The sequence below is a fragment of the Cognatundibacterium oligocarboniphilum genome (assembly GCF_013377855.1).
Classification (GTDB): domain Bacteria; phylum Pseudomonadota; class Gammaproteobacteria; order Burkholderiales; family Burkholderiaceae_D; genus Undibacterium; species Undibacterium oligocarboniphilum.
The window spans coordinates 313,873-340,324 of the sequence record NZ_JABXYJ010000001.1 but is presented as its reverse complement, the minus strand read 5'-3'; the positions used below and the strand labels follow the sequence as shown (position 1 = coordinate 340,324).

Genomic DNA, 26,452 nt, shown 5'->3' with positions numbered 1-26,452 from the left:
TTGTTGCAAGTTAGATTGGCGCGGAACATTTCTGAAAAGTACCTGTCGTCGTAGCGTGTGACAGGATCAGGCTCAATGCCGGTGTCAGTCTGGAAAAGATGAAATAGTACCTGCGTGTTTCACGCAGGTTTTTTTTAACCTGACTGACCGAGAACCATGATCGTGATTCCTAGTAATATTCCTAGTAAGACTCTGACTGTGTTGCTGCTGGCGTTAAGTTTCATCTCCGGCGCCGCCACAGCCCAGGAAAATCCCATGCAATTCATGAGCCGCGCGAATGCCAAGGTCGCCCGTGCTGCTGCATTGAAAAACAAATGGGAAGGGCCGGTCGAAGGACCGAAAATCCAGAAGAAAAAGAAAATCATCTTCATTGCCGGTGATATGAGCGATGCCGGTATCGCCGGTGTGTTTCACGGCGTACGTGAAGCCGGTGCCGCAGGTTCGTGGGAAACCCTGCCGATTGATTGCCGCGGCCGCTGCAACCAGGGGGCGGCCATCATCACTCAGGCACTGGACATGAAGGCTGACGGCATCATCCTCGCCGGTGTCGATGTCACCACGCAGGCCAAGGGCATGGCAGCGGCGGCCAAGGCCAAGGTTCCGGTTGTCGGCTGGCATGCTTCTGTCAGGAATGGCCCGACCGACGGTCTGTTTACCAACATCACCTCCAATCCTAAAGAGGTGGCGCAGGTCGCGGCGCTTTATACGGTGGTCGATTCCAACAGCAAGGCGGGAATCGTCGTTTTCACCGACTCCACCAATTCTTATATGGCAGCCAAATCAGCAGCGATGATCGAAACGCTGAAACAGTGCGAAGGCTGCCGTATCCTGAGCGTGGAAGACGTGCCGCTGAATGACGCCTACCTGAAAATGAAAAGTGTGGTCGAAGTGCTGGTGAAACGCCACGGCACCAAATGGACGCATACCATCGCCGTCAATGATTTTTACTTCGATCTGCTTGATTCCCCCTCGGTGGCGCCGCTGGTGGCGGCGAACAAGCTCACAGGCATTTCTGCCGGCGACGGTTCACCGGCGGCCTATCGCCGCATTCGCGCCAACGGCATCCAGACTGGTACCGTGCCCGAGCCACTGGCGATGCACGCCTGGCAACTGGTGGATGAATTGAACCGCGCGATGTCCGGTGACCAGCCCAGCGGTTATGTGACACCGGTACATCTGGTGACGGCACAGAATATTGCGTACGACGGTGGTGCACGCAACACGTTTGATCCGGCAAACGATTACCGCAGCCATTACCAGCAGGCATGGTCCCGTTAAACCGGTACCCATCCGGCGCCGGGCTTTTGCACGGCGTACGGAATACATACTGAATACAGACTAAGTTTTCCTCAAAAAAAAGGCAGCCATGCGCTGCCTTTTTTTGTTCTTTTTGAGGGTTTCAAGAACTGCACATATGCCAGAATCTGTTCAGTCCACCGTCCATAGCCGGTGTGCATCCAGCTCCAGCCTGGCATGCGCCTGCAGTGCGTCGAGCTGTGCCGTGGCGGCCGTCAGACTGGCTTCGAGCGCCATACGGCGCGTCTGCAGGGTGTCGCTGAAGGCGGCTTCACCCAGCTGATATGCCCGCATCATGGTCGCCGCCTGTGCCTGACTTTGCTGCTCCACTTGCTGCTGGCTTTGCCAGATACTGTACAGATGCCCGGCTTCCCGCGTGACGCGCTGTGCATCGCGCAGGACTTTCATGCGGGTCAGGCTGTGTTTTTCCGCCGAGATACGTGCTCTGACCTGCGCCATGTTGCTGTCGGCCGTCCGTCCGCTGCCGGACAGCGGAATTGAAATACTGATGCCTAGTAAGCGTTCCTGGCCATCGCGTTCGCGTGAGGCGCGGACGCCGATCGTCGGGTCAGGCATGGCGTCGCTGGCGGACCGGCTGGCCTGCATGCGGGACAAGGCTGCTTCTTCCTCCGCCAGCTCCAGTTCATGGTTGTCGTCCATGATCAGATCGATCCAGGCATTCTGGCTGAGACCGGCCGGTAACGGTGCGGGCAGTGTCTGTAGCGGCACCGGCTGTAAACCGGGATAGGTGGCGCTGAATAATTGCAGCTGTTGTTCTTCCCGCATCTGCGCCTGTTGCCATTGTGCCGCCAACCGTTGGAGTTCGGTGTCTGCCTGCACCAGTTCAATCTGTGCCGCATCACCGGCCCTGACCCGTTTTTCAGTCAGCTGCCGCAGCTGGCGCGACAGTTCCAGCTGTTCTTCCATTTTTTGCCGGTAGACACTGGCGCGCAGCGTGTCGAACCAGTCGTTGAGCAGCGTCCGGCCTGCTTCGTGCCAGGTATCGGCATAGGCGAGCTGCGCCAGACTGATCTGCTTGTCGCCGATGGCGGCGTCTTTTCCGGCTTTGCCGAACCAGCGTACCGGCCGTTCCAGTGCGATTTCCTGATCCTTCAGCGACTGGCCGCTGGCTTCGGTGCGCCGCGTCTGGCCTGCGCGCAGCACCCATTCATAACTTCCCGATTCCAGTTTCTGACGGCTGGCCGCTGCCATGTCCTGCTGCAGACGGGCGGTACGCAGGGTCTGCAGGTTTTCCAGCGTCTGCTGCACCGCTTGTCGTGGCGGCAGAATGGCGGACAGATCGGCCGGTATCTCGGCGGGTGGGGTTGCCTGTGCACCGAATGCAAGTGTTCCCAGCAGTGCTGCCAGCAAAAAACAGGTGTACAGCTTCATGCCAGCCTCCCGAACGCCAGCAATGGCGTGATCCAGTAGGCGACGTCCGGACTGGGAAGCTCTTTTTTCAACAGCTCCAGCAAATGCAGCAATTGCGGCTGGGTGCCTGCCACCAGGATCAGCTTGCGTTTACAACGACCCTGTACTTTTTCGATTGCGCTCAGCAGGCTGACCCCTTGTCCCATGCCTTGCGCATCGATCATGGTAAAGCCGCTTGCCAGCGCCGGATGCAGTAGCAGAAAGTCAGCGACTTCTTCTTCCAGCGTGCGGGGAATCGCCAGATGCAGCAGCGAATCTTTGACGGCGACAGAGTGTGTTTCAGTGTGTGTCATAGGTATTCATTCCGGTAAGTGGAGCGCCGAGTGATTTTTCCGTTAAGGCGTTTTGCTGTCAGCCGCCGCGCCGGTGACAGGCGGAATGCCGAAGCGCTGGAACAGGATAGGCAGCAGGATCAGCGTCAGCAGCGTGGCGGAGACCAGTCCGCCGATGACGACGATCGCCAGCGGTTTCTGGATTTCCGAACCGGGGCCGGTCGCCATCAGCAGTGGTATCAGACCAAAGGCAGTGATGCTGGCCGTCATCATCACCGGCCGGAAACGGCGCAAGGCGCCTTCCGAAACAACTTCCGGCAGCGGAATACCGCGTGCCACCAGTTGATTGAAATAACTGATCATCACCAGGCCATTCAGTACCGCAATCCCCATCAGTGCGATGAAACCGACCGATGCCGGCACCGACAGGTATTCGCCGGTGACCGCCAGTGCGATCACGCCGCCCACCAGCGCGAACGGAATATTCACAAACACCAGCAATGCCTGCCGGATGCTGTGCAGGGTGGTGAACAGCAACAGGAAAATCAGCGCCAGCGCCACCGGGATCACAATCGCCAGCCGTGCCGCTGCACGTTGCTGGTTTTCAAATTGTCCGCCCCAGCTCAGGCGGTAACCGGCAGGCAGTCTAACCTGTTGCGCGACTTTGATTTTTGCTTCCTCGACAAAGCTGACCAGATCGCGGTCGCGCACATTGGCACGTACCACGGTGAGCCGGGATGAATTTTCACGTTCGACTTTGACCGGCCCTTCGAGGGTTCGCAGATCGGCAATCTGCGATAGCGGAATTGCCTGGCCATCGGCCATCGGCAGCCGCAGCTGACGGAACAGTTCCGGCGACATCTGGATCTGGTCGCTGCCGCGGATCAGCAGCGGCAGGCGCTGTCCTTCCTGAATCACCACCCCGCTGATCCGTCCTTCCACCAGCGTGCGCAGATCGTTCTGAATCTGCTCCACACTGAGGCCGAGGCGGCCTGCGGCTTCGCGCCGGATATCGATCTGCAGATACTGCACGCCGTCATTGTTGACGGTCAGCACGTCCTGACTGCCGCTGATGCCGGATACGATCTTCACAATCTGTTCCGCCAGAATGCCCAGAGTCCTGGTGTCCGGGCCGTATATCTTGATGGCCAGATCGCCGCGCACGCCGGACAGCATTTCCGATGTCCGCATTTCAATCGGCTGGGTGAAACTGAAATTGAGGCCGGGAAATTCGGCGGTCACATGGCGCAGCTGGACGATCAGTGCTTCTTTATCGGCCACTTTCCATTCGTTGCGCGGTTTCAGCACCAGAAAGGTATCAGTTTCATTGAGCCCCATCGGGTCCAGTCCCAGTTCATCCGAGCCGGCACGCGCCACGATGCTGGTGACTTCCGGCACCTGTTCCAGAATCCGCCGCTGGATCGCCTGATCAATGCGGGCCGATTCCTGCAGATTGACTGAAGGCAGTTTTTCTATCTGCATGATGATGTCGCCCTCATCCAGCACCGGCATGAAAGATTTACCGATAAAGGGAAACAGGCAGGCGGTCAGCACCAGCACGGTCATCGCGGCGATGCTGACCAGGCGGCTGTGCCGCAGCGCACGGTTCAGCAGGGCGCGGTAGGCGGCTTCCATGCGTTGCACCAGACGCGGCGAACCACCATGTTCATGCTGCAGGAAAAAGGAGGACAGCACCGGAATCACCGTCAGCGACAGCAGCAGCGACGAGGCCAGCGCGAAGATGACGGTCAGCGCGACCGGGATGAACAGTTTTCCTTCCAGTCCCTGCAAAGACAGCAAAGGCAGAAATACGATCATGATGACCAGCATGCCTGCCGTGACCGGAACCGCGACTTCCCTGACGGCCCGGTAAATCACATGCAGCCTCGGCAGCACCGGCTGGCCGTGGTTTTCACTGTGCGCTTCCACGTTTTCCACCACCACCACCGCCGCATCAACCAGCATGCCAATCGCGATCGCCAGCCCGCCCAGCGACATCAGGTTGGCCGACAAGCCGAAACTGTCCATCAGCAGGAATGTGCCCAGCGCAGACAGCGGCAGGATGCAGGCCACCACCAGCGCTGAACGGACATTGCCGAGGAACAGATACAGCAGTACCACGACCAGCACAGTCGCTTCCGCCAGCGCTTTCTGCACCGTATTGACGGCGCGTTCGACCAGATTGCCGCGGTCGTAAAACGGCTTGATGACGGTGCCTTTCGGTAAAGACTGATTGATCGTGATCAGCCGTTCGCGCAATTGATTGACCAACTGCTGTGCATTGGCGCCGCGCATCGCCAGTACCAGCGCTTCCACCGCTTCACCCTTGCCATCTTTGGTGACCGTGCCGTAGCGGGTCAGCTGACCGATGCGGACCGTGGCGACGTCGCCGACGCGAATGGCATTACCGTCGCGCTGGGTGATGGCAATTGCCCGTACATCATCGAGCGTGCGGATATTGCCGTCACTGCGTACCAGCAATGATTCTTCGCCGCTGGCGAGACGGCCGGCGCCATCGTTGCGGTTATTGCTTTCCAGCGCCGCCTGCAACTGACTCAGTGACAATTGCCGCGCCGCCAGCGCATCGGGATCGGGTACCACCTCGAAACTTCTGACCATGCCGCCGAGCGAGTTCACATCGGCCACGCCGGGAATGTTGCGCAGCTGCGGCCGTATCGTCCATTCCAGCAGGCTGCGTTTTTCCATCAGCGATAGCGGTCCCTCGATCGTGAACATGAACACTTCGCCCAGCGGCGTGGTGATCGGCGCCAGGCCGCCGCTGACGACAGCAGGCAGGTCTTTCATCACATTGCCCAGCCGTTCGCTGACCTGCTGGCGCGCCCAGAACACATCGGTGCCATCCTGAAAATCGAGCGTGATGTCGGCAATCGCATATTTGGACTGGGAGCGCAGGATCACTTGCCGAGGGATGCCCAGCAATTCCTGTTCAATCGGTGCGACGATGCGTGCTTCGACTTCTTCCGGCGTCATGCCGGGCGCTTTCATGATGATCTTGACCTGCGTGGTTGATACATCCGGAAACGCATCAATCGGCAATCCGCGGAAAGCCTGGTAGCCGGCGGCAATCATCATCAGCGTGGCGACCACCACCAGCAGACGCTGTGCCAGGGAAAAAGCAATCAGACGTGACAGCATTATTGTCCCCCGCCTTCTTCAGCGCCCAATCCTGCCAGCGCGCCTTTGAGCTGCACGATGCCCTGGGTGGCGACCTGGCTGCCGGGCTGCAGCTGTTTGCCGGGCGCGCTCACCCAGGCATGGCTGGCATCCTGGCCCAACAGATTGACTCTGACGGCTTCAAAACCTTGTGCATTTTTGAGAAACACATAATGAACTCTGGCACTCTGAAACAGCGCGCGTAGCGGAACACCGAGACTGCCGGGAGCCTGTTGTGCCGACTGATGCACGGCTTCAACAAACTGATTCAGCTTCAGACACTGGCTATTTTGCGTGACTTGCGCCCGGATCAGGATAGTCTGGTTACTGCTCTGGACATGCGCTGCCACGGCATTCACCTTTGCTGTGGCGCAGTTGCTGACCTGCAGCAAGTCTCCCGGACGGATTTGTGCTGCCTGCTGGGCTGAAGCCTGCAATTCCAGCCACCACGGCGCGTCTTTGCTGACGCTGGCGACCGGCATGCCTGCTTCGATGCGCTGCCCCGGCCTGACCTGTATTTCACTCAACGTGCCGCCAGCGGACGCAGCCAGCACCAGCACCGGGCTCAATTGCTGCTGCGTCAGCAGATTCTGGATGGCGGTTTCGCTCATGCCGGCGCTGCGCAGGCTCTGGTAGCGTTCTTTAGCGGCAATCTCAGTCTGCAGCGCCGCTGCCCGGCTATCCTGCAGACGGCTCTGGGCAATGATGCCTTCCTTCAGCAATGCTTCGTCCCGTTCCCGTTTTTCCCGCGCCAGTTTTGCCTGTGTCGCCAGTTGCAAATATTCGCGCTGCATTTCCATCAGTGGCTGGCTGAACAGGCTGATCAGCGCTTGCCCGCTGCGCACAGGCTGCAGGGCGCTGGCATGAATTTCCCGTACCACGCCACCCACCATGCTGCTGACCACATTTACCGCGTTGGCCGAGGCAATTACCGTGCCGGACAAATGCAACCCACCCTGATTGGCGACTCCATTCGCCGCCGGAGCGCTGATTACGGCTTCGGTTTTCACACCTGCGTGCAGCAGCTGCTCAGCGTTCAGGCTGACCTGATGGCTGCCTGCGGCAAACGTCTGGGTGCACAGCACAGCCGAGGCCAGCGCGGCAAGACGCAGGATGGGCATCATGGCATTCTGGAAAGAGGATGGTGAAGGAGGGAAAAAGATGTGTTTGTTCGTCATCATGCAAAGCTCCACTTTGGAATGGGGGCTATTCTGAGCGGAAGAACTTAAGAACTTCTTAACAACCGGCAGTTACAATGCATTGCATTCGTAAAAGCCATATCAGGAGAAAAGTCCGTGCGTGTATTACTGGTCGAAGATGATCCGCAACTGGGACGCGCCACGCAGATGGGGCTGGATCTGTCCGGCTATGCCACCGATTGGGTGCAGACCGCCGATAGCGCACGGTCTGCGCTCAGGTCGCATGACTATGCCTGCGTGCTGCTCGATCTCGGCCTGCCGCAAGCGGACGGCATGGTTTTGCTACGCGAATTACGCCAGAGCGGATTTGCCGATCCGGTGCTGATCGTGACCGCGCGCGACCAGATTCCCGACCGCATTGCCGGGCTGGATGCCGGTGCTGACGACTTCATTATCAAGCCGTTTGATCTGGATGAACTCACGGCGCGCATCCGCTCGGCCTGCCGGCGTGCGCACGGGCGCGTGCATGAAGTGTTGCGGCATGGTGCGCTGGCGGTGAACATGGCGGCCCGGCAGGTCAGCCTGCATGGTCAGTCTGTAACCCTGACGGTCAAGGAATTCGGTATCTTACGGATGCTGCTGGAACACGCAGGTCAGGTTCTGACCCGCGAACAGCTGGAAGAAACGCTGTACAGCTGGGGAGAAGAAATTGAGAGCAATGCGATTCAGGTGCATATCCATCACCTGCGGAAAAAACTCGGCAAGGAACTGATCCGTACTATTCACGCCGTCGGTTATGTGATCGACAAAACCCCGGCTGGCGAGGTACAGGCATGATGCGCGCTGAAGCGGCAGGCTGGTCCCTGCGCCGCACCCTGCTCGGGCTGGTGCTGTCACTGACGGTCACAGTCTGGTGTTTCAGCGCCGTGGTGGTGTACCTGGATGCCGATACCGAAAGCCGCGAGCTGTTTGACCAGTCGCTGGCCGAAACCGCACATCTGCTGCTGTCGCTGGCGAACCATGAACTTTCCGAACATGCCGGACGCACCGCTCCGGCGCTGGCGGAATCGAATAATCAGAAACATAACCAGTACCTGCTGTTTCAGGTCTGGGACGGGCAGCATCATCTGATCTATAAAAACAGTGGTACGCCGGAAACGCCTTTCGTCACGGACGCAGAGGGCAGTGAAGGTTTCGGCTGGATCAGGATGAATAACCAGCCATGGCGCAGCTATACCAGCTGGGACAGCGCGCATCATCTGCAGATTCAGGTGGTGGAGCCGAGCAGCCACCGCAAAGAAATCAGCGGTCGTTTTGCCTACAAGCTGTTGCTGTTTTTGCTGCTGATCGTACCGCTGCTGGTTGCCGGCCTGTGGTGGCTGGTGAATCGGGTATTTCGCAGTCTGCGGCAGGTTACGGACGATGTGGCGCAGCGCATGCCGAACGATCTGCGGCAATTGCCCCTGGCAGATGCGCCAGATGAAGTGCAGCCCCTGCTGCATGCGCTGAACCGCCTGTTTGAACGCGTCACCCAGAGCCGCGACCGCGAGCAGCGTTTTACTTCGGACGCAGCCCATGAATTACGTACTCCGCTGGCGGCCATCAAGGCCAATCTGCAGGTGATCCAGAAAACCCATAACCAGCATGACCGCGAAGAAGCGCTCGCCGGTCTGACTGCCAGTATCGACCGCGCCACCCGTCTGGTTGGCCAGCTGATGACGCTGGCGCGGCTGGAGCCGCCCTACGACAAGCATTTGCCGATGCTGCCGCAGGATCTGGCGAATTTGCTGCGCGATGAATTGCCAGTATGGCAGCAGCAGGCAGACAAAGCAGGCATCCGGCTCGACGTCAGCCTGCAGACGGGGCTGGTGCGGATGGACCGCGACAGCCTGCTGATCCTGTTCCGCAACCTGATGGACAACGCATTGCGTTACACCCCAGCCGGCGGACAGGTGCAGCTTTCCTGCAGCAGGCAGGGCGATCAGGTCTGTCTGCAGATTGCCGACGACGGTATCGGGATTCCGGAAGAGATGCGCGAACGGGTCTTTGAACGGTTTTTCCGCTTATCTGATGCCAATACGCCGGGCAGCGGACTGGGCCTGTCGATTGTAAAAAACATCGCCGACACCCATCAGGCCAGCCTGTTATTGCAACAGGGACTGCACGGGCGCGGCCTGTCGGTGTGTGTGCTGTTTGGCGCATACATCCAGCAAAGCTGAGTGCCACAGCAGTCCGTCGCCTCTGCCGGACTGCTGTGGCTGCAAAAAATCACCCGGAATCACTCACTCGATTTTGTAATCAGCAAAACGGTCATCGACCTGTGTTCCAAAAGCATGGTTGGAATAGTTGCTCAACACTTTGACGGCAATTGCCAGAATAATATAAAGGATGTGCTGCTCTTGGTAACCTGCATCCAGAAATGCTGTAACCTTTTCATCAGCAGGGCGACCGTTGGTACGCACCATTTCCTGAGTCAGTGCATAGAGCGCGGACAACTTGTGATTCGGAATCGGGGTGCCTTGACGGATGGCGCTGAGCACATCACCCGGAACACCGGATACTTTGTCCGCGATCATGCTGTGTGCTGCGGTACAGTAGCTGCAGCCATTGACCTGGCTGACCGCCAGAAACACGGTTTCCTGCTCGGCAGGTGTAAAACCTGATTCCCCCCGGAACAGGCCATAACCGTGCAGGTACGTACTCAGTACGGCTGGGGCATTGACCATATTGGCATACATGTTTGGAATGAAGCCGACTTGCTGACGCGCAGTATCCAGCATTTGTTTTTGCTGGCCTTGTGCTAAAGCGTGATCAACGGCAGTAAGGGTTTGAAGATATGACATGGGCGGTTCCTTGATATGGGATGAGTAATGACGTAACAGCTGATCTGACATCGTTATTGATCAGCTTCACTGCATAGTAATGAGTCAGGGTGCTGTCAGGATGTTTCAGCGTCTCAGAATCTTGTCCGTGTGTCTCAGTTTTACTTGCCGTATCATTTTTTATTTTTATGTATGTCAGATTGTGCTGTCAGCCAATCTGACGGCGAGATGCCGATTTTTCGCACAAAGGCATGGTGTAATGCGCTTGAACTGCCGTACCCGACGTCCAGTGCCACCGCTTTGACCGGGCGACCACGAGCCAGCAGACGTTGTGCCAGCATGATACGAAAAGATGTCAGATAGTCGGCGGGTGGTTTCCCGACAACCTGATGGAAACGATCGGCAAAGCGTGCGCGTGACATACCCGCTCTGGTTGCCAGAACGGCGACTGTCCAGTCCAGTTCTGGGTTCTGGTGGATCGCTTCGAGTGCTTTCGATAACTGAGGGTCTGCCAGCCCGGCAAGCGTGCCGCCAGCGATCACACCTTGTTCCAGGCAGTAACGCAGCATCCTGATGATCAGGATTTCGCAGAGTTTGTCGAGGATAGCTTGCCGCCCGCTACGGTTTTCAAAAGCTTCTTCAAACATCCATGCCAGAATAGCGTCGATACCGGCTATCTGGTCCAGTGCAATCAGCACTCGGTCGGGTAGCGAGTCTGAGATCGGTTGATGAACACTGTTGCCCAGCACAATGCTGGCACAGACTACATCGGCACCTGTACGGTCATTCGCCAGTAATCTGTGTTTTTCGGGTCTGGGTAAAAATAGCAGGGTAGGCTGAAGAATCGTGATGGCAGGCTGACCGGATTCAAGTAACTGAACCGGGCCATTTTTGATCAGATGCAGATGCCCATGTGTGTGATCACGTTCAAAATCATGCAAACCGCAGATATTGCCAGTGTAAAAAACACCGGCCCGCAATGAAAAATAATTCAGCAGATGATCTAAGGATTCATGCACGGTGCGCAATGTCTCCTGTGAGTTGAACGGAATGTTGAGATTTTCCCATGCGGTCATGTTTTTTCTGCTGCGGGATGACAACATGATTCCCTGTTCTGCACCGGCGGGCACTTGATGCTGCCAAAACTACAGAATACGCAGCAGTCGCCGGACAGGGGGCGCAGCACCGTATGGCAGGCGCTGCATTCATGGAAAAACTGGCAGGATGCGGCGGGCATTTCAAGTAATTCGGCATGGCCGCACACCGGGCAGGTCAGAAGGGAGTGGGTCTGCATCTGGGGCGATGTCATGATGTTTTGCCTTATGGTTGGCGGGCGGTGCTGATTTCGCCATCCAGAATAAAGACGCGGTCAGTCGGGTTGACTGATTTAATGTGCAGGGTACCGGCGCCTTTGAGTCCTTTGAAATTGCCGGTACCGGAAACCACTTCCCAGAAGCCGTTATCATGGATTTCCGGTTTGCCGTCCTTACCGGGCAGGAACACGGCACGTACCGTCCATTTAAGATAAGCGACATTGCCTTCACCTTTCGTCACGACCAGATAGCCGCTGGGGTCGCCGGCAACGCCTGGCACGATGTCGTGGCGGCCATATTCAACCATCTGTGCACCATCCAGCAGGCCGGTGCCGCTGGTCTGTCCCTCACGGCGCACCATCAGTACGAAGTGACCGGAGCCGTCTTTAAAATCCAGCCTGATCTGTTCTTTCGGAATCATGGTGGCCTGCACATTCAGCGATTCCGCTGCCGCAGTACCTACAGCCAGTGCCGCGATAGACAGGATCAGGGCGTGGAGACCGGAAAAACGGAGTATATTTTTCATGAAAATCTTTTTTGTGGGTGAATAAAAAATGAACCAGAATATAGCTTGGCGAGCCTGTTGCTCACAATATAGACGGTAAATCAGGCCGGCGTATGACTGCTGCATGACCAGTGTCTGAACATCGTCAATCAGCACGGCCGACTTGGAAATGCCGGTTCGAGCTTGTTGTGCATAAGAGGTGGCATGAAGGTAAAACGGTTCGCGGACTGAGAAAAATATTCTCATCGGGTAGACTGTCACCTGTCCGGCGGTGGGACAGATACAGGCATCAATATGGAATAATTGCGCTGAATTCTGCCTGTCCATCATCGATCCGTCGTATGATGATGCCCCGATTTCTTTTCAACCGCGACCTGTTCAGTCTGAGACTGAATCTGTCACAACGACACCGCCTGCCGCTATGCCTATATTGCCTGTTCCTGCCGGTCACCACGCTTCTGCGCCGTCTGCTGCGCACGTGATGATCATCGGCGGCGGTCCGGCAGGTCTGATGGCGGCGGAAGTCTTGTCGGCTGCCGGGTTGAGCGTGAATCTGTATGATGCCATGGCCTCCGTCGGGCGCAAGTTTTTACTGGCAGGAAAAGGCGGTATGAATCTCACGCATTCCGAGCCGTTTCCTGTCTTTATGACGCGTTATGGCGAACGGGCGGAGCAATTGCGCGGCATGATTGAAGCGTTTGATGCAGATGCGTTGCGCGCCTGGGCGCAAGGACTGGGCGTCGCAACTTTTGTCGGCAGCTCGGGGCGCGTCTTTCCGACTGATATGAAAGCGGCTCCGCTGCTGCGCGCCTGGCTGCACCGGCTGCGTACGCAGGGTGTCCGTTTTCATATGCGGCATTGCTGGCAGGGGTGGGATCCGTCGGGGGAGTTTCTCCGTTTTACCACACCCGAAGGTGAACAATTGTTGCAAGCCGATGCGGTTGTGTTGGCGCTTGGTGGCGGCAGCTGGGCACGGCTGGGTTCCGATGGCGCCTGGGTTCCGTGGCTGCGCCAGCGTGGCGTGGCGGTGGCGCAGCTGCAGCCGGCGAATTGCGGTTTTGAGCGGCCATGGAGTGATTTTTTCCGTCACCGCTTCGCCGGACATCCGGTGCCGACGGTGGCAGCGCGGGTGCAGGGCGGTGCTGCATCGGCACCGATGCGGCAGGGGCAATTTGTGGTCACGGAGAGCGGTGTGGAAGGCAGCCTGATTTATGCGCTGTCTTCAGCCTTGCGGAAGCAGATTCATGCCAGCGGTGAAGCGGTGCTGGAACTGGATCTGCTGCCTGACCGCAGTGCTGGCTGGGTGGCTCAGGCGCTGGCCAGCGGCCGCGGATCGCGTTCCTGGACCAGTTTCCTGCAGAGCCGGCTGGGGCTCGATCCACTCAAAGCGGCGCTGCTCCACGAGGTGCTGGGAAAATTCCAGCAGCAGTCACCGGCAATGGATGCGCTGGCGCGACACATCAAGCACCTGCCGCTGTCTTTGCAGGCGACGCGACCGATTGATGAAGCCATCAGCAGTGCCGGCGGTGTGCAGTTTTCCGCAATGCACCCGGACGGGATGCTGCAAGCCTGCCCTGGTGTGTTCTGTGCCGGCGAAATGCTGGATTGGGAAGCGCCGACCGGCGGTTACTTGCTGACAGCCTGTTTTGCCAGCGGCAGAATGGCGGCCGGATCGGTGATCGCTTATTTGCAGAACCGGCAATCTGGCGGGGCATGACGACCTGTCGGGATGCCTGAGTTTTTTCTGTTTCATTGTTACAATCTGATGTTGGTTCTGATGTCTGCTTATTTTTGTTGTGATGATTGTGTTTTATGAGTGATTCCCGCATTAATCCGCGCCTTGCTGTCTCTTGGCGATCCGCTGTTCAGGTTGTTCCCGGCAGAATTGTTCCTTCCAAAATCGTTAATTTTTCTGCCGCCGGAATTCAGATGCAGATAGGGGTCATGCTGAAGGAAAAACAGGATTATCAGATGATGATGGAGGTACCCAGTCCGCGCGATGCGTCGGTCCGCACCTAGGTGGTATGCAAGGTGACCTGTATCTATACGATACTGAGCGGCAGCGAATACCGTGCCGGCCTGAAATGCCTGTATTTTCCGCCCGAACATGCAGAATTGCTGGCAAGCTGGGGCGGCTGACTGCAGGCTGCCCGGTGCTGTGTTATAAGGTTCTGCAGAACCAGAGCCGGACAGGGTCTTACCTGTCCTTCATTCAGGAAAAAACAGACATGCCAGAACAAATATCTGTCGGACAATCACTTCCGGAAACCGCCCGCCGTGTGGCGGATTTACTGCAGGCAATGGGCCATGAATATCCGGTCGTGATGCTGCCGGAAACCGGTCGTACCTCTGCCGAGGCGGCTGCCGGACTCGGTTGCAGCGTGGCGGAAATCGCGAAATCTATCGTGTTCCGCCGGACCGGCGATGACGCTGCCGTGATGGTGGTGGCAAGTGGTGCAAACCGGGTCGATGAACAGAAAGTCGCTGCACTGGTCGGCCCTTTGTCCAAGGCAGACGCCAGATTCGTACGTGAAAAAATTGGCTATGCGATCGGTGGCGTATGCCCGGTTGGTCATGTCGGTAATACGATCATGCTGATCGATCAGGATTTGCTGCAATTTGAAAAAGTATGGGCTGCTGCCGGTCATCCGCACGCGGTATTCAGCCTGACGCCGCAACAGCTGGTCGCCATGACCGGTGCGCCGGTGGCCGATGTGGCAAGTCACTGAAGACAGGATGATGGATGAGTATTTTGGCTGAATTCGATCCGGATGCGCCTGCAGAAGGCATGCCCGTACCCTCACCTTGCGTCGGCATCTGCCGCATGGATCAGGAAAAAGCCTGGTGTGCCGGCTGTTTCCGCACGATAGAAGAAATCACCTGCTGGAGTACTGCGGCTGATCAGGAAAAATTGCGGATCTGGCGGTTGATCCGCCAGCGCATGTTTTAATTTTTCGCCGAATATCATGACTACTCCGGATACTGCCTTCGCTCTTCCTGCCAGCATGCGAGTATTTGAACGGGGCTGGCTGTCTTCCAATAACATCCTGTTTCTGGGCAGGGACGACACCGCGCTGGTCGATTCCGGTTATCTGAGCCATGCACAGCAGACGCTGGCGCTGGTGCAGCATGCGCTGCAGGGGCGGCCGCTGGACTTGTTGATCAATACCCATCTGCATTCCGATCATTGTGGCGGCAACGCCTTGCTGCAGCGGCATTACGCCTGTCGCACGCTGGTTCCCGTACAGGAAGCCAGTGCCGTGGCGGATTGGGACGAAGACCGTCTGCCGTATGCCTCCACCGGGCAGCAGTGCGAACGTTTCCGGCATGATGGCTGCATCGCGCATGGTGATGTGCTCAGGCTGGGTGATCTGACGTGGGAGGTGCTCAGCGCACCGGGACACGATCCGCATTCCATGATTTTGTATTGTCCCGGACAGGCATTGCTGATTTCCGCCGACGCATTGTGGGAAAACGGATTCGGCGTGATTTTTCCTGAGCTGGAAGGGGAATCGGGTTTTGCAGAGCAGGCCGCGATTTTGCAGACGATCCGTGAGCTGGATGTGCGGTTGGTGATTCCCGGTCACGGGGCGCCTTTTACCGACGTGCAGGGCGCGCTGGCAAGAGCTCAGAGCCGGGTCGATTTCCTGGCGGCAGATACCCGGCGCAATGCCCGTAATGCCATCAAGGTGCTGCTGGCATTTCTGTTGCTGGAGCAACGTGCCATCAGTTTTGACGCAGTCCGGCAGCAGCTGAGGCAAAGCCGCCTGATGCAGGCCGCTGCCCGGCAGCTGGATTTACCGGAACACGATCTGATCGAGCAGATCGCTGCCGAACTGGTGCGTGCCGGCGCGGCGCGGCTGGAATCCGGCGTTTTGATCAGCCAGCGCTGAAGCTGGCCGCCCCGTATTCTCTGCCACTTTCCCACAGCGTTTTATCTGATGTCCTATTTGAGCTGATAAGGCGCTTCGTTGAACGGGTGCAATGTCGCCAGATCGGCAAACTGCGGCGCGCGCCCCTGTTGTTTGGCCATGAAGGCTTCCATCAGGTTGGCGCTCTGCCAGATACCCGATTGCAGCCAGCCCATTTGCTGTAAGGCGTCCTGCGTGGAATGGTCGCGCGCATAGTGAATCGCCTGCTTGCTGCCCCAGATGGCAACCGGCGGCTTTTCCGTGATTTCTTTGGCCATCTGGATGGCGGCATCCAGCATTGCCTGCTGCGTTTCAAATACTTCGTTGATCAGCCCCACCGCCTGGGCCCGGGCTGCCGGCAGGCGGCGTCCGGTATAAGCCATTTCATGCACGATGCCTTCCGGGATCAGCTTTGGCAGTCGTTGCAGCGTGCCCAGATCGGCGGTCATGCCGATATTGATTTCCTGAATGCAGAAAAATGCATCCTGGCTCGCCAGCCGGATATCCGCCGCGCAGATCAGATCGACGCCGCCACCGATGCAGCCGCCGTGGATTGCTGTAATAACAGGCATCCGCAACTGCTCGATCAGATTGAAAGACTGGTGCATCTCCTGCAGCGCCAGCGCGATATTGGCGCGGCCAACCGCCTGTTGATCATCCAGCGTGATGCCGCCGCCTGCGGCAAACACATCGAGCGCCATCCCGGCCGTGAAATGCTTGCCGGTGGAAGAAATCACCAGCACCCGCGCACTGGCTTCACGCTGCAACTGTTGCAGGATATTGACCAGCTCACGGAAAAATACCGGCTGCATCGTATTCATGGCATCCGGGCGGTTAAAGCGCAGATGGGCAATTTTCTGATCGATGCTGAAATCGAAACATTGATAACGCATGGAAGATTCCTTGATGGGATGAAATGTGGCCGCCACAGGGAACAGCGCCTGCTGCGGAAGTGTGGTCAGGCTATCCGGAACAGTGATGCATCAAATTCCGAACAATCGTGCTTTTTCTGATAAGATCATAGCAGACCCTTGTACCGTTAATCCAGCACAGACCTCCGCCGGATGTTCCGGTGTTGCGTGCCTGAAAGGAGCATTGATGCAGAATTCCTCCCATTTACCTGCCGTATTGCAGAACCTGGCACTGCCGGTGATTGCTTCGCCGATGTTTATCGCCAGCGGCCCCCGACTGGTGGCTGCTCAATGCAAAGCCGGCATTGTCGGCTCCTTCCCGGCGTTGAATGCCCGGCCCGCCGAACTGCTCGACACCTGGCTGACGGATTTGCAGCATGAGTTGGCTGAATTCCAGCGCGCTCATCCTGCACAGCGGGTCGGACCGATTGCCGTGAACCAGATCGTGCATCAGTCGAATGACCGGCTGGCGCATGATGTCGAGGTCTGCGTTAAACATCGGGTTCCGATGATCATTTCTTCTCTGCGCGCGCCGCCGCATGAGATGCTGGACGCCATTCACAGTTACGGCGGCATCGTGCTGCATGACGTGATTTCGATCCGCCATGCAGAAAAAGCGCTGGAAGCCGGTGTGGATGGCCTGATCCTGGTTGCCGCCGGTGCCGGTGGCCATGCTGGCGGTCTGTCGCCTTTTGCGCTGGTGGGCGAAGTACGCCGCTTCTTCGATGGGCCGATCGCTTTGTCCGGTGCGATTGCGACAGGCGACGCGATTCTGGCGGCGCAGGCCATGGGCGCAGACTTTGCCTATATCGGCTCGCGCTGGCTGGCGACCCAGGAATCAAATATTGACGAGGCTTACCGCCAGACGATCATCGAATCTGCCGCTGCCGACATTGTGTATACCAATCTGTTTACCGGAGTGCATGGCAATTATCTGAAAAAATCTATCATTGCCGCCGGACTGGATCCGGACAATCTGCCTGTCGCTGACAAATCAAAAATGAATTTCAGTTCGGGCAGCGGCAGCAAAGCCAAAGCCTGGCGCGATATCTGGGGCGCTGGTCAGGGCGTGGGCCTGATGCAGGATGCGCCTTCTGTGGCCGAGGTGGTGCGTCGTCTGACTGCCGAATATCAGGCCGCCAGGGCAAGGCTGGGGTTGGCTGTCTGAGCGCAGGGATGTTGAAAATTGCTGTGCGGAACTCAAGTTTGCGGCAGGCGCTGCCGTAACCGGAATATCCTCTGCTTATCTCCGTCCCATCATGTCTTCATTACCGCGCCGTTTTCCTGTTCTTTTGCTATCGCTGATGCTGGCATTCCCCGCCGCACAGGCCAGCGACAGCACATCCACCTCCTCCAAGCCGATTAAACAGGTAGCGGCCAAGGATGACAGCGCATCGTCGAAAGAGAAGGACAGTAAAGACAGCAAAGAGGGTAAGGATAACAAGGACAGTAAAGACAAAGATAACAAGGACAGCAAAGACAAAGACAGCAAGGACGCGCGTAAATCATCGAAAGACAGCAAGGACACTAAAGATTCCGGTAAAGAGTCCATCAGTCCGGATGAACTGGCTGTGCGCATTGCGGAACGGCTTGCGACTTTGCGTAAAGACAAAGAAGACCTGGCCAAGGCATCGCAACGCTCCGTCGCACGTAGTGCCCCTTATGTGGCACCGACCAGAAAAGCAGAGCCACTGAAAGTCAAGGCCGACGCCGAGCGTGGCCCGGCTGCTGTCGCGGCGGCGCTGAATCCGCCGAACCCGGCACACTGGAGCTATCAGGGCGAGGGTGGGCCGCAGAACTGGGGCAAGCTGAGTCCCGCCAACGCCAAATGCGACAATGGCGAACGCCAGTCGCCGATTGATATCCGCGATGGCATTCGCGTCGATCTTGATCCTATCGGCTTTGATTATCAGGCTTCCGGCTTCAGCGTGATCGATAACGGTCATACGATACGGGTGAATATCGCCGCCGGAAATTACATCACCGTGCTGGGACATCGTTATGAACTGGTGCAATTCCATTTCCACAAGCCGTCCGAAGAAAGGGTCAATGGCAAGAGTTTTGAAATGGTCGCGCATCTGGTGCATCAGGATACCGAAGGCAAGCTGGCCGTGGTTGCCGTATTACTGGAGCGCGGCAAGCCACACAGTCTGGTGCAACAGGTATGGAACAATCTGCCGCTGGAAAAAAATGAAGCGCAGCAGGCATTGGTCGCGATGGATATGAACCAGCTGTTGCCGGTGAAGCGTGATTACTATACCTACATGGGGTCGCTGACAGCACCGCCATGTACAGAAGGCGTGCTGTGGTTGGTCATGAAAGAGCCGGTAGAAATTTCAGCGGAACAGCTCGCCATCTTCAGTCGTTTGTATCCGATGAATGCGCGGCCAATCCAGAAAACGTCAGGACGCCTGATCAAGGAATCCAACTGAGCAACAGGCACGACACCGCTGCTCAACGACAGTTATTCAGCATCAGCACACATGTGAAAAAGGGGCGCAGTCTGCGCCCCTTTTTGGTATTTTGCTGACCTTATTTGTAGATGCCGCAGGCGAAAATCAGATCGCCGGATTTTTCAAAATAAGTTGATTTCGCTTCAATCGCTTTAGTGACCGGATTCGGCCATTTATAATCGACCCAGCCTTTTCCCTTGCTGTTTGCCATCGTCATAATTTCTTCGATGAAGGCTTTGTTGTCGACATCGCGCAAGGTGCGCAGGTCTTTACCGACCAGACGCTGATTGGCGCCGTGAGCGATAGCCTTGCCGTTGTTTTCTGCCACCCAGACATACAGATCGCGGTCGACGAAACTTCCTTTCGGATTATTAAATTCGGTCAGCGCTTTTTCCTGTCCGTTAGTCTTCATATAGGCGATGGCTTTTTTCACCATCGCTTCCGCTTCCTGTGCAGTGCCATGCTCAGCCGCAGTCGCCGCTGTGCTCAGGATGAGAGAGAAAAAGAACAGGCTGAATATTTTGAATATGCTGCGCATCATGAAGTCTCCGTAGTGATGATAAAGGGTGGAACAATATTTTCCTTGGTGGAATTTTTTTAGGGATAACGATACTCCAGCCATGGTCCGGCGGCAATCATCATGCAACGCCATGTTGCGCTAAATCATGGCAGTCATCATATTGAATACGCGATGAAAAAAGGGATGCCGTCAGGCACCCCGTGGAAGCGACCTACAGTAAAAGGGTTTATTCATATTTGCGGATGTCATCAATGACTTTACCGTCGTTCGGCAGACTACCGGCCGGCACCAGCTGCACTTCGGCGCGCAGCTTGGTGATGTCGCGCAGCGTGGTGATCAGCACAGATTCAAAATCTGCGCTCACCGCGCCGGTTTCGCAATGCAAGGTCATCACATCGTTGGCCATCTCGCCGTTGACTACCAGACGGGCTTTATGGATTTCCGGATGACGCCTGAGCACTTCTGCAATCTGGGACGGATGAACAAACATGCCCTTGACCTTGGTGGTCTGGTCGGCGCGCCCCATCCAGCCTTTGATACGCTGGTTGGTACGGCCGCAAGGAGAAATACCGGGCAGGATGGCGGACATGTCGCCGGTGGCAAAACGGATCAACGGATAGTCCGGATTAAACGAAGTGATGACGATTTCCCCGACTTCACCCTCAGGCACCGGATCGCCGGTACCGGGGCGGACGATTTCAAGGATCAGGTCTTCGTCCAGCACCATACCGGGATTCAGCTGCCCATCGCTCATGGTTTCATAAGCAATATTGCCGATATCCGCACTGGCATACATCTGCAATACCTGGGGCACGCCATTGGCCTGCAGCCACTGGCGCAGCGATGGTGGCAGCGCTTCGGCACCGACCACGGCCCGTCGCACGCTGGAGATATCCACACCGCTGTCGGCTGCTTTTTCCAGTATGATTTTCAGAAAACTGGGCGTGCCGACGTAGGCATCCGGCTTGAGATTGGCCATCGCCTGAATCTGCATTTCGGTTTGCCCTATTCCCGCCGGAATCACGGTGCAGCCCAGCCGTTGCGCTGCGCTTTCGACCATGAAGGCAGCCGGAGTGAAGTGATACGAAAAACAGTTCTGGATCAGGTCGCCGGCACGCACCCCAGCGGCATGCAGCGGCCGTGCAAAGCGCCACCAGTCAGCGCTTTTACCTTCCGGATCAAATATCGGGCCGGGCGACATGAATATTCTCCCCAGCCGGCGGCTCTCCGTAGTGGTCAGGCCACCAAAAGGCAACTGCTGCTGTTGTAAGGTCTTGAGGTCGGATTTTCTGGTCACCGGCAATTGCGCCAGTGCCTGCCGGCTGCGGATATCAGTCGCCTGCACGCCGTGCAGGATGTGCGCCCAGCCGGGGGCAGTCTGCGCGTGGGCGACCAGTTGCGGCAGGCGCGTCATCAATGCCTGCTCCCGGCTTTGCGGATTGCGGGTTTCCAGTGCGTCCAGATAATCGGTCATGGCGGAACTCATCAGGTAAATGCGAAACCGTTAGTTATTAAGTAGCATTAATCAGCATTAAGCCAGCCAGCGTTTGCGGCGGCGGTAAAATTTCATGTCGCGGAAACTCTTGCGCCCGGCACCGGAAACGCCAAGATAAAATTCCTTGACGTCTTCATTGCTGGACAAGTCTTTGGCATCACCCTCCATGACCACGCGACCATTTTCCAGAATATAGCCAAAGTCAGCGTAACGCAGCGCGATATTGGTGTTCTGTTCGGCCAGCAGGAAAGAAACGTTTTCCTGCACATTGAGGCTTTTCACGATTTCGAAAATTTCCTCCACCAGTTGCGGTGCAATCCCCATCGACGGCTCGTCCAGCAGGATCATCGACGGTTTTGCCATCAGTGCCCTGCCAATGGCGCACATCTGCTGTTCGCCGCCGGAGGTATAGCCGGCCTGCGATTGCCGGCGCTCACGCAGACGGGGAAAATAGTGATACACCTTTTCCAGCGCCTCCTTCAGTCCGGCACGGGACAGATTGCGGGTGTAGGCGCCGGTGAGCAGGTTTTCTTCCACCGACAGATGGCCGAAACAATGTCGTCCCTCCATGACTTGTGACAGGCCGCGTCTGACCAGCTCGTTCGGTGTTAAGTGATCAACACGCTGACCCTGAAAGGTGATGTCGCCTTTGGTGATATCGCCGCGCTCGTTTTTGAGCAAGGTGGAAATCGCTTTTAATGTGGTCGATTTACCGGCGCCATTCGCCCCCAGCAATGCCACAATTTTTCCTTGCGGTACCTGAAGCGAAATACCTTTCAGAACCAGGATCACGTGGTCGTAAATAACTTCGATATTATTGACGCTGAGATAGGCCGGGTTGCAGAGGGCGCTCTCAGCCGGATTGGCATGCAGACTCATGATGAATATCTTTTCAGCTCTTTCAGCATTGACGAAACCGGAGGCTGTCCGACTGGCAGCCAGTCCCCGGTGCCGGTAAGCGTTACTTCAGGCAGGCAGGTGTGATTTTCTTTTCCGCTGCATATTTATTGGACGACTCTTCCAGCATGGCGCGGGTCAGCGCTTTATCACCCACAACCCAGTTCGGCGTGATGGCTTTCCATTTATCGCCGGTCCATTGCTGTACCTTGACGGCACCGGAACCTTCGTGATCTTCACAGGATGTTTTGACTGGCGGGAACATGCCGAACGCACCCAGCGCCTTCTGGCGGGCTTCGTCCACATTCAGGTTTTCAAAACCCCAGCGGATCTGTTCGGAAGTCATCAGTTTACCCTTGCCGAATTTTTCCTGCGCTTTCAGAATGGCTTCCGACCACAGGATCGCTGCAGTCACGCCGCGCATGTGATAAACCGAGCCGATACGGGATTTGTCGCTGAGATTGCCTTTGCCAGCCGCATATACTTTGCTGCGGATTTCGTCGAGCACCGGATAATTGCCGGGCGTGTTGAAGGTCATCGCGGTGTAGCCTTTCGCTGCATCGCCAGCAGGAATCGCATCCTCTTCCGAACCGGCCCACCAGACGCCCAGCATTTTTTCGCGGGAATAACCATTGCGTTGCGCTGTCTTGATCGCCACCGCATTCATCACGCCCCAGCCCCAGAGAATCACGAAGTCCGGATTCGCCTGACGGATCTGCAGCCATTGCGATTGCTGTTCATTGCCGGGATGCGCGACCGGAATTTTGATCAGTTCAAAACCGTATTGCTTTGCCTGCGCTTCCAGTACCGGGATCGGCTCTTTACCGAACGCCGAATCGTGATACAGATGCACGATTTTTTTGCCTTTCAGCTTATCCATGCCGCCGGCTTTATCGCCGAGGTATTTGGTCATCGCAGCAGCCTGATTCCAGTAGCTGGTGATCAGCGGAAAAATGTAAGGAAATACCTTGCCATTGGCGGCATCCGAACGTCCGTAGCCGAGGGTGGTCATCGGGATTTTGTCTTCAGCGACGCGGTCCAGGACACCATAGGCAATACCGGTGGACAGCGGCTCGACCAGAGAAGCGCCGCCCTGCGCTTTTTTCAGGCGCTCATAGCATTCGACGCCGCGTGATGCGTTGTATTCGGTCTCGCATTCTTCCCACGAAATCTTGACGCCATTCAGGCCGCCTTTTGCATTGATGAGGTTGAAGTAGTCGATGGCGCCGCCAAAGAAGCCGGAGCCGCCCGCAGCGTAAGGGCCGACGCGGTACGACAGAATCGGGATAAACTGGTCTTCCGCCTGCGCCAGATTGGCAGCGCCAATCAATGCGGATGCCAGCATGAGAGATTTCATCAGCTTCATATTGTCTCCTGTAGGTTGTCGATGAATTGCCACGTCTTATGAAAAGGACGCTGTTGTTATGATTGCTCGGTGCTGCGTTGAAAACTTAATGCGGGAACGGCCACAAACGTAATTTTTCCTTCGCGATCTGCCAAAGGCGCGCCAGTCCGTGTGGTTCCACAATCAGGAAAAAGATGATCAGCGCGCCAAACACCATCAGCTCCAGGTTGGACGCCACATTGGTCGGCAATGCCAGACCGTGGGCGACCAGATTCAGGAAAATCGGCAACAGCACAATAAAGGCTGAACCCAGAAATGATCCGAGAATGGAACCGACACCGCCGATAATGATCATGAACAGAATCTTGAAGGATAAATCCAGGTTGTAGGCTTCCGGCTCCACGGTGCCCAGATACGCATAGGCATACAGTGCTCCGGCAATACCGCAATAAAAAGATGACACTGCGAACGCCAGCAGCTTAGTGCGCATCAGCCGGAAACCGATGACTTCAGCGGCCACATCCATGTCCCGCACAGCCATCCAGGAACGGCCGACATTAGAGCGCACCATGTTTTTGGCAAGCAGAGCCATCAGGCAGACGACGACTAAGGTCAGCAGATATTTTTTAACCGGCGTATTAAACGCCTGCCCCAGAATCACAATTTCCTGTGCCGTAATGACGCCGGAAGAACTGTAATTGGTGAACCACTGAATTTTAGTGAGACACCAGACCACAAAAAACTGGGTTGCCAGCGTAGCCGCCGCCAGATAGAAACCGCGGATCCGCAATGACGGCAACCCGAACGCAATGCCGACCAGGGCCGCAGAAATGCCGCCCAGCACAAACGCCAGCAATACCGGAATACCCGGCAGGCGCAGCATGAAGTTATACGAAGCAAATGCGCCGACTGCCATGAACGCGGCAGAGCCCAGCGATAACTGGCCGGCATAGCCAGTCAGGATATTGAGCCCCAGTGCTGCGAGAGAAAAAATCAGGAATGGGATGAAGATCGCGGAAAAAGCATAGTCAGATGCCAGCAGTGGTACGGCAATAAAAGCCGCCGCCAGCAATACGGATACGCCTATTCTGTCCTGACGTAACGGAAAAATCTGGTTGTCCGCCTGGTAGCTGGTTTTGAATTGTCCTGCTTCACGATAAAACATAAAAATTCCTTCTCTCAATCAGTCTGCGTTTCATTTGACAGACACAGTACAGTGATGCCGGCCAAACCGCTGTATCAGATGCTCAGATGCGGCGAATGATTTTTTCACCGAACAGACCTTCCGGCCTGACCAGCAGGAACAACAGTGCCAGCACATACGGAAACCAGCCTTCGATACCGCCGCCGACCAGTGGTCCGATATACACTTCAGCCAGTTTTTCCGAGGCGCCGATAATCAGTCCGCCGACGATCGCGCCAGGAACGGAGGTGAAGCCTCCCAGAATCAGTACCGGCAGCGCTTTGAGCGCAACAAAAGTCAGCGCGAACTGCACGCCATTGCGCGCGCCCCACAATAAACCGGCAACCAGCGCGACAAATCCGGCAACAGTCCAGACGATGCCCCAGATCTGCTGCAAAGGAATGCCGACGGCCAGCGCTGCCTGATGATCGTCGGCGACAGCGCGCAGGGCGCGGCCGATTTTTGTTTTGGAGAACAGCAACGCCAGTCCTGTCACCAGAATCGCGCAAATCAGTGCCGCGATCACATCGAACTGAGACACCAGGATATTGAATTTTTCCATGATGAATTCAATCGGCACATCCTCAATCGGCAGGCTCAGCTTATGTGGCTGCGACCCCCACAACAGCTGCGCCAGTCCTTCGATAAAGAAGGTCAGGCCGATAGTCGCCATGAACAGGGTGATTTCCGGCTGATTGACCAGCGGGCGCAACACGATTTTTTCGATCGCCAGCCCCAGCACTACCATGACGGCCATCGTCAGCGGAATCGCCAGCCAGATCGACAGATCAAATTTTTCACTCAGGCCGACGCAGGTCAGCGCTGCAAAAAACACCATCGCGCCCTGAGCAAAATTGAAGACGCCGGATGCTTTGTAGATCAGGACAAAACCCAGCGCTACCAGCGCATACATCACACCTGACAGCAAACCGCCGATCAGCACTTCAAAGAAAAAATTCAGACTCATTTTGCATTCCTCATACTATGCGGTATCAGTGTGCTACGCCGAGATAGGCATTGATGACTTCCTGATTGGCGAGCACTTCCGCCGGACTGCCGTCACCGATTTTCTTACCGTAATCGAGCACCACAACCCGGTCGGAAATATCCATGACCACACCCATGTCGTGTTCAATCAGGACGATAGTGGTGCCGAACTGATCGTTCACATCCAGGATGAAACGGCTCATATCCTGTTTTTCTTCCACATTCATCCCTGCCATCGGTTCGTCGAGCAGCAGGATTTCCGGTTCGGCAGCCAGTGCGCGGCCCAGTTCGACCCGTTTTTGCAGACCATAAGACAGGCGGCCCACCGGAGTTTTGCGGATATGTTGAATCTCAAGGAAATCGATGATTTCTTCCACCTTCTGCCGGTGCGCGATTTCTTCTTTCTGCGCCGGCCCCCAGTAAAGCGCTTGCAGCAGGAAATGGCTCTTCATTTTCAGATTGCGGCCCGTCATGATGTTGTCGAGCACGCTCATGCCCTTGAACAGCGCGATATTCTGAAATGTGCGTGCAATGCCGCTTTTGGCTGCGGCATAGGTGTTCATGTCTTTACGTTGCTGACCGTGATAGGTGATCTGCCCTTGCTGTGGGCGGTACACGCCATTGATCACGTTCAGCATGGAGCTTTTACCCGCGCCATTGGGGCCGATGATGGCGCGGATTTCATGTTCTCTGACGTTGAAGGAGATATTAGTCAACGCTTTCACTCCACCGAACGACAGTGAAATGTTCTGCAGGTCGAGAATGACATCGCCGGTTTTTCTGTTTGCTGTCATACGG

General features: G+C 56.5%; 26 protein-coding genes. 10 read left to right on the top strand and 16 right to left on the bottom strand.

Features of this window, described 5'->3' with window-relative positions:
- Nucleotides 1–156: 156 nt before the first annotated feature.
- Complete coding sequence (locus HV832_RS01630; RefSeq protein WP_176801792.1) at nt 157–1,278, top strand: substrate-binding domain-containing protein; 1,122 nt, start codon at nt 157–159, stop codon at nt 1,276–1,278.
- Nucleotides 1,279–1,428: 150 nt separating this feature from the next.
- On the opposite strand, the gene HV832_RS01625 is transcribed toward HV832_RS01630, so the two are convergent.
- Genes HV832_RS01625 through HV832_RS01610 form a run of 4 tightly spaced genes read right to left on the bottom strand, consistent with a single transcriptional unit; the run spans nt 1,429 to nt 7,354 of the window.
- Nucleotides 1,429–2,688 (bottom strand): TolC family protein, encoded by a 1,260-nt coding sequence (locus HV832_RS01625; RefSeq protein ID WP_176801791.1) that lies wholly within the window; start codon nt 2,686–2,688, stop codon nt 1,429–1,431.
- On the bottom strand, nt 2,685–3,020 hold the full coding sequence (locus tag HV832_RS01620; protein ID WP_176801790.1) for a DUF3240 family protein: 336 nt from the start codon (nt 3,018–3,020) through the stop codon (nt 2,685–2,687). Before HV832_RS01620 ends, HV832_RS01625 begins: the two co-directional genes overlap by 4 nt.
- 42 nt (nt 3,021–3,062) lie before the next feature.
- On the bottom strand, nt 3,063–6,155 hold the full coding sequence (locus tag HV832_RS01615; protein WP_176801789.1) for an efflux RND transporter permease subunit: 3,093 nt from the start codon (nt 6,153–6,155) through the stop codon (nt 3,063–3,065).
- On the bottom strand, nt 6,155–7,354 hold the full coding sequence (locus tag HV832_RS01610; protein WP_176801788.1) for an efflux RND transporter periplasmic adaptor subunit: 1,200 nt from the start codon (nt 7,352–7,354) through the stop codon (nt 6,155–6,157). The genes HV832_RS01615 and HV832_RS01610 overlap by 1 nt, the downstream gene beginning before the upstream one ends.
- 114 nt (nt 7,355–7,468) lie before the next feature.
- On the opposite strand from HV832_RS01610, the gene HV832_RS01605 reads away from it, so the two are divergent.
- Both HV832_RS01605 and HV832_RS01600 read left to right on the top strand, forming a co-directional pair.
- Nucleotides 7,469–8,149, top strand: a complete 681-nt coding sequence (locus HV832_RS01605; RefSeq protein ID WP_176801787.1) for a response regulator — start codon at nt 7,469–7,471, stop codon at nt 8,147–8,149.
- Entirely contained in the window at nt 8,146–9,531 is a 1,386-nt protein-coding gene (locus HV832_RS01600; RefSeq protein ID WP_176801786.1) for an ATP-binding protein, read from the top strand. The genes HV832_RS01605 and HV832_RS01600 overlap by 4 nt, the downstream gene beginning before the upstream one ends.
- 63 nt (nt 9,532–9,594) lie before the next feature.
- Here HV832_RS01600 and HV832_RS01595 read toward each other — a convergent pair whose 3' ends face one another.
- The 4 genes from HV832_RS01595 to HV832_RS01585 form a co-directional block, all read right to left on the bottom strand.
- Nucleotides 9,595–10,155 carry a carboxymuconolactone decarboxylase family protein gene (locus HV832_RS01595; RefSeq protein ID WP_176801785.1) on the bottom strand — a complete coding sequence of 187 codons (561 nt, stop codon included), beginning with the start codon at nt 10,153–10,155 and terminating at the stop codon, nt 9,595–9,597.
- A 152-nt stretch (nt 10,156–10,307) separates the two neighbouring features.
- On the bottom strand, nt 10,308–11,210 hold the full coding sequence (locus HV832_RS01590; protein ID WP_176801784.1) for an AraC family transcriptional regulator: 903 nt from the start codon (nt 11,208–11,210) through the stop codon (nt 10,308–10,310).
- Entirely contained in the window at nt 11,207–11,428 is a 222-nt protein-coding gene (locus HV832_RS17195; RefSeq protein ID WP_223827313.1) for a GDCCVxC domain-containing (seleno)protein, read from the bottom strand. Before HV832_RS17195 ends, HV832_RS01590 begins: the two co-directional genes overlap by 4 nt.
- Before the next feature lie 26 nt (nt 11,429–11,454).
- On the bottom strand, nt 11,455–11,973 hold the full coding sequence (locus HV832_RS01585) for a hypothetical protein (protein WP_223827294.1): 519 nt from the start codon (nt 11,971–11,973) through the stop codon (nt 11,455–11,457).
- Between the two features lie 400 nt (nt 11,974–12,373).
- On the opposite strand from HV832_RS01585, the gene HV832_RS01580 reads away from it, so the two are divergent.
- The 5 genes from HV832_RS01580 to HV832_RS01560 all read left to right on the top strand — a co-directional run bounded on the left by HV832_RS01580 (nt 12,374) and on the right by HV832_RS01560 (nt 15,845).
- Nucleotides 12,374–13,669 (top strand): BaiN/RdsA family NAD(P)/FAD-dependent oxidoreductase, encoded by a 1,296-nt coding sequence (locus HV832_RS01580; RefSeq protein ID WP_176801783.1) that lies wholly within the window; start codon nt 12,374–12,376, stop codon nt 13,667–13,669.
- A 95-nt stretch (nt 13,670–13,764) separates the two neighbouring features.
- Nucleotides 13,765–13,971, top strand: coding sequence for a hypothetical protein (locus tag HV832_RS01575; protein WP_176801782.1), 207 nt, complete (start codon nt 13,765–13,767; stop codon nt 13,969–13,971).
- Between the two features lie 209 nt (nt 13,972–14,180).
- Nucleotides 14,181–14,681: a YbaK/EbsC family protein gene (locus HV832_RS01570; RefSeq protein WP_176801781.1), complete on the top strand. Its 501-nt coding sequence runs from the start codon at nt 14,181–14,183 to the stop codon at nt 14,679–14,681.
- Between the two features lie 14 nt (nt 14,682–14,695).
- Nucleotides 14,696–14,902 carry a DUF1289 domain-containing protein gene (locus HV832_RS01565; RefSeq protein ID WP_176801780.1) on the top strand — a complete coding sequence of 69 codons (207 nt, stop codon included), beginning with the start codon at nt 14,696–14,698 and terminating at the stop codon, nt 14,900–14,902.
- Nucleotides 14,903–14,918: 16 nt separating this feature from the next.
- Nucleotides 14,919–15,845 (top strand): MBL fold metallo-hydrolase, encoded by a 927-nt coding sequence (locus HV832_RS01560; RefSeq protein ID WP_223827295.1) that lies wholly within the window; start codon nt 14,919–14,921, stop codon nt 15,843–15,845.
- 53 nt (nt 15,846–15,898) lie between these two features.
- Here HV832_RS01560 and HV832_RS01555 read toward each other — a convergent pair whose 3' ends face one another.
- Nucleotides 15,899–16,756: an enoyl-CoA hydratase-related protein gene (locus tag HV832_RS01555; protein WP_176801779.1), complete on the bottom strand. Its 858-nt coding sequence runs from the start codon at nt 16,754–16,756 to the stop codon at nt 15,899–15,901.
- Between the two features lie 205 nt (nt 16,757–16,961).
- On the opposite strand from HV832_RS01555, the gene HV832_RS01550 reads away from it, so the two are divergent.
- Nucleotides 16,962–17,942, top strand: coding sequence for an NAD(P)H-dependent flavin oxidoreductase (locus HV832_RS01550; RefSeq protein ID WP_176801778.1), 981 nt, complete (start codon nt 16,962–16,964; stop codon nt 17,940–17,942).
- Nucleotides 17,943–18,033: 91 nt separating this feature from the next.
- Nucleotides 18,034–19,206 (top strand): carbonic anhydrase, encoded by a 1,173-nt coding sequence (locus tag HV832_RS01545; RefSeq protein WP_223827296.1) that lies wholly within the window; start codon nt 18,034–18,036, stop codon nt 19,204–19,206.
- Nucleotides 19,207–19,306: 100 nt separating this feature from the next.
- Here HV832_RS01545 and HV832_RS01540 read toward each other — a convergent pair whose 3' ends face one another.
- The 7 genes from HV832_RS01540 to HV832_RS01510 all read right to left on the bottom strand — a co-directional run bounded on the left by HV832_RS01540 (nt 19,307) and on the right by HV832_RS01510 (nt 26,448).
- Nucleotides 19,307–19,768: a cache domain-containing protein gene (locus HV832_RS01540; protein WP_317889327.1), complete on the bottom strand. Its 462-nt coding sequence runs from the start codon at nt 19,766–19,768 to the stop codon at nt 19,307–19,309.
- A gap of 205 nt (nt 19,769–19,973) precedes the next feature.
- Complete coding sequence (locus tag HV832_RS01535; RefSeq protein WP_176801777.1) at nt 19,974–21,221, bottom strand: phenylacetate--CoA ligase family protein; 1,248 nt, start codon at nt 21,219–21,221, stop codon at nt 19,974–19,976.
- A 57-nt stretch (nt 21,222–21,278) separates the two neighbouring features.
- Entirely contained in the window at nt 21,279–22,121 is an 843-nt protein-coding gene (locus tag HV832_RS01530) for an ABC transporter ATP-binding protein (RefSeq protein ID WP_176801776.1), read from the bottom strand.
- A gap of 82 nt (nt 22,122–22,203) precedes the next feature.
- On the bottom strand, nt 22,204–23,505 hold the full coding sequence (locus HV832_RS01525) for an ABC transporter substrate-binding protein (RefSeq protein ID WP_176801775.1): 1,302 nt from the start codon (nt 23,503–23,505) through the stop codon (nt 22,204–22,206).
- 85 nt (nt 23,506–23,590) lie between these two features.
- Nucleotides 23,591–24,649 (bottom strand): branched-chain amino acid ABC transporter permease, encoded by a 1,059-nt coding sequence (locus HV832_RS01520; protein ID WP_176801774.1) that lies wholly within the window; start codon nt 24,647–24,649, stop codon nt 23,591–23,593.
- 82 nt (nt 24,650–24,731) lie between these two features.
- On the bottom strand, nt 24,732–25,628 hold the full coding sequence (locus HV832_RS01515) for a branched-chain amino acid ABC transporter permease (RefSeq protein ID WP_176802082.1): 897 nt from the start codon (nt 25,626–25,628) through the stop codon (nt 24,732–24,734).
- A 31-nt stretch (nt 25,629–25,659) separates the two neighbouring features.
- Nucleotides 25,660–26,448, bottom strand: coding sequence for an ABC transporter ATP-binding protein (locus HV832_RS01510; RefSeq protein WP_176801773.1), 789 nt, complete (start codon nt 26,446–26,448; stop codon nt 25,660–25,662).
- Nucleotides 26,449–26,452 lie beyond the last annotated feature (4 nt).

Excerpts from the sequence above, each read along its gene's own strand:
- HV832_RS01630 (WP_176801792.1), top strand. The coding sequence starts at position 157 with ATGATCGTGATTCCTAGTAATATTCCTAGTAAGACTCTGACTGTGTTG.
- HV832_RS01625 (WP_176801791.1), bottom strand. The coding sequence starts at position 2,688 with ATGAAGCTGTACACCTGTTTTTTGCTGGCAGCACTGCTGGGAACACTT.
- HV832_RS01620 (WP_176801790.1), bottom strand. The coding sequence starts at position 3,020 with ATGACACACACTGAAACACACTCTGTCGCCGTCAAAGATTCGCTGCTG.
- HV832_RS01615 (WP_176801789.1), bottom strand. The coding sequence starts at position 6,155 with ATGCTGTCACGTCTGATTGCTTTTTCCCTGGCACAGCGTCTGCTGGTG.
- HV832_RS01610 (WP_176801788.1), bottom strand. The coding sequence starts at position 7,354 with ATGATGACGAACAAACACATCTTTTTCCCTCCTTCACCATCCTCTTTC.
- HV832_RS01600 (WP_176801786.1), top strand. The coding sequence starts at position 8,146 with ATGATGCGCGCTGAAGCGGCAGGCTGGTCCCTGCGCCGCACCCTGCTC.
- HV832_RS01595 (WP_176801785.1), bottom strand. The coding sequence starts at position 10,155 with ATGTCATATCTTCAAACCCTTACTGCCGTTGATCACGCTTTAGCACAA.
- HV832_RS01590 (WP_176801784.1), bottom strand. The coding sequence starts at position 11,210 with ATGACCGCATGGGAAAATCTCAACATTCCGTTCAACTCACAGGAGACA.
- HV832_RS17195 (WP_223827313.1), bottom strand. The coding sequence starts at position 11,428 with ATGCAGACCCACTCCCTTCTGACCTGCCCGGTGTGCGGCCATGCCGAA.
- HV832_RS01585 (WP_223827294.1), bottom strand. The coding sequence starts at position 11,973 with ATGAAAAATATACTCCGTTTTTCCGGTCTCCACGCCCTGATCCTGTCT.
- HV832_RS01580 (WP_176801783.1), top strand. The coding sequence starts at position 12,374 with ATGCCTATATTGCCTGTTCCTGCCGGTCACCACGCTTCTGCGCCGTCT.
- HV832_RS01575 (WP_176801782.1), top strand. The coding sequence starts at position 13,765 with ATGAGTGATTCCCGCATTAATCCGCGCCTTGCTGTCTCTTGGCGATCC.
- HV832_RS01570 (WP_176801781.1), top strand. The coding sequence starts at position 14,181 with ATGCCAGAACAAATATCTGTCGGACAATCACTTCCGGAAACCGCCCGC.
- HV832_RS01565 (WP_176801780.1), top strand. The coding sequence starts at position 14,696 with ATGAGTATTTTGGCTGAATTCGATCCGGATGCGCCTGCAGAAGGCATG.
- HV832_RS01560 (WP_223827295.1), top strand. The coding sequence starts at position 14,919 with ATGACTACTCCGGATACTGCCTTCGCTCTTCCTGCCAGCATGCGAGTA.
- HV832_RS01555 (WP_176801779.1), bottom strand. The coding sequence starts at position 16,756 with ATGCGTTATCAATGTTTCGATTTCAGCATCGATCAGAAAATTGCCCAT.
- HV832_RS01550 (WP_176801778.1), top strand. The coding sequence starts at position 16,962 with ATGCAGAATTCCTCCCATTTACCTGCCGTATTGCAGAACCTGGCACTG.
- HV832_RS01545 (WP_223827296.1), top strand. The coding sequence starts at position 18,034 with ATGTCTTCATTACCGCGCCGTTTTCCTGTTCTTTTGCTATCGCTGATG.
- HV832_RS01540 (WP_317889327.1), bottom strand. The coding sequence starts at position 19,768 with ATGATGCGCAGCATATTCAAAATATTCAGCCTGTTCTTTTTCTCTCTC.
- HV832_RS01535 (WP_176801777.1), bottom strand. The coding sequence starts at position 21,221 with ATGACCGATTATCTGGACGCACTGGAAACCCGCAATCCGCAAAGCCGG.
- HV832_RS01530 (WP_176801776.1), bottom strand. The coding sequence starts at position 22,121 with ATGAGTCTGCATGCCAATCCGGCTGAGAGCGCCCTCTGCAACCCGGCC.
- HV832_RS01525 (WP_176801775.1), bottom strand. The coding sequence starts at position 23,505 with ATGAAGCTGATGAAATCTCTCATGCTGGCATCCGCATTGATTGGCGCT.
- HV832_RS01520 (WP_176801774.1), bottom strand. The coding sequence starts at position 24,649 with ATGTTTTATCGTGAAGCAGGACAATTCAAAACCAGCTACCAGGCGGAC.
- HV832_RS01510 (WP_176801773.1), bottom strand. The coding sequence starts at position 26,448 with ATGACAGCAAACAGAAAAACCGGCGATGTCATTCTCGACCTGCAGAAC.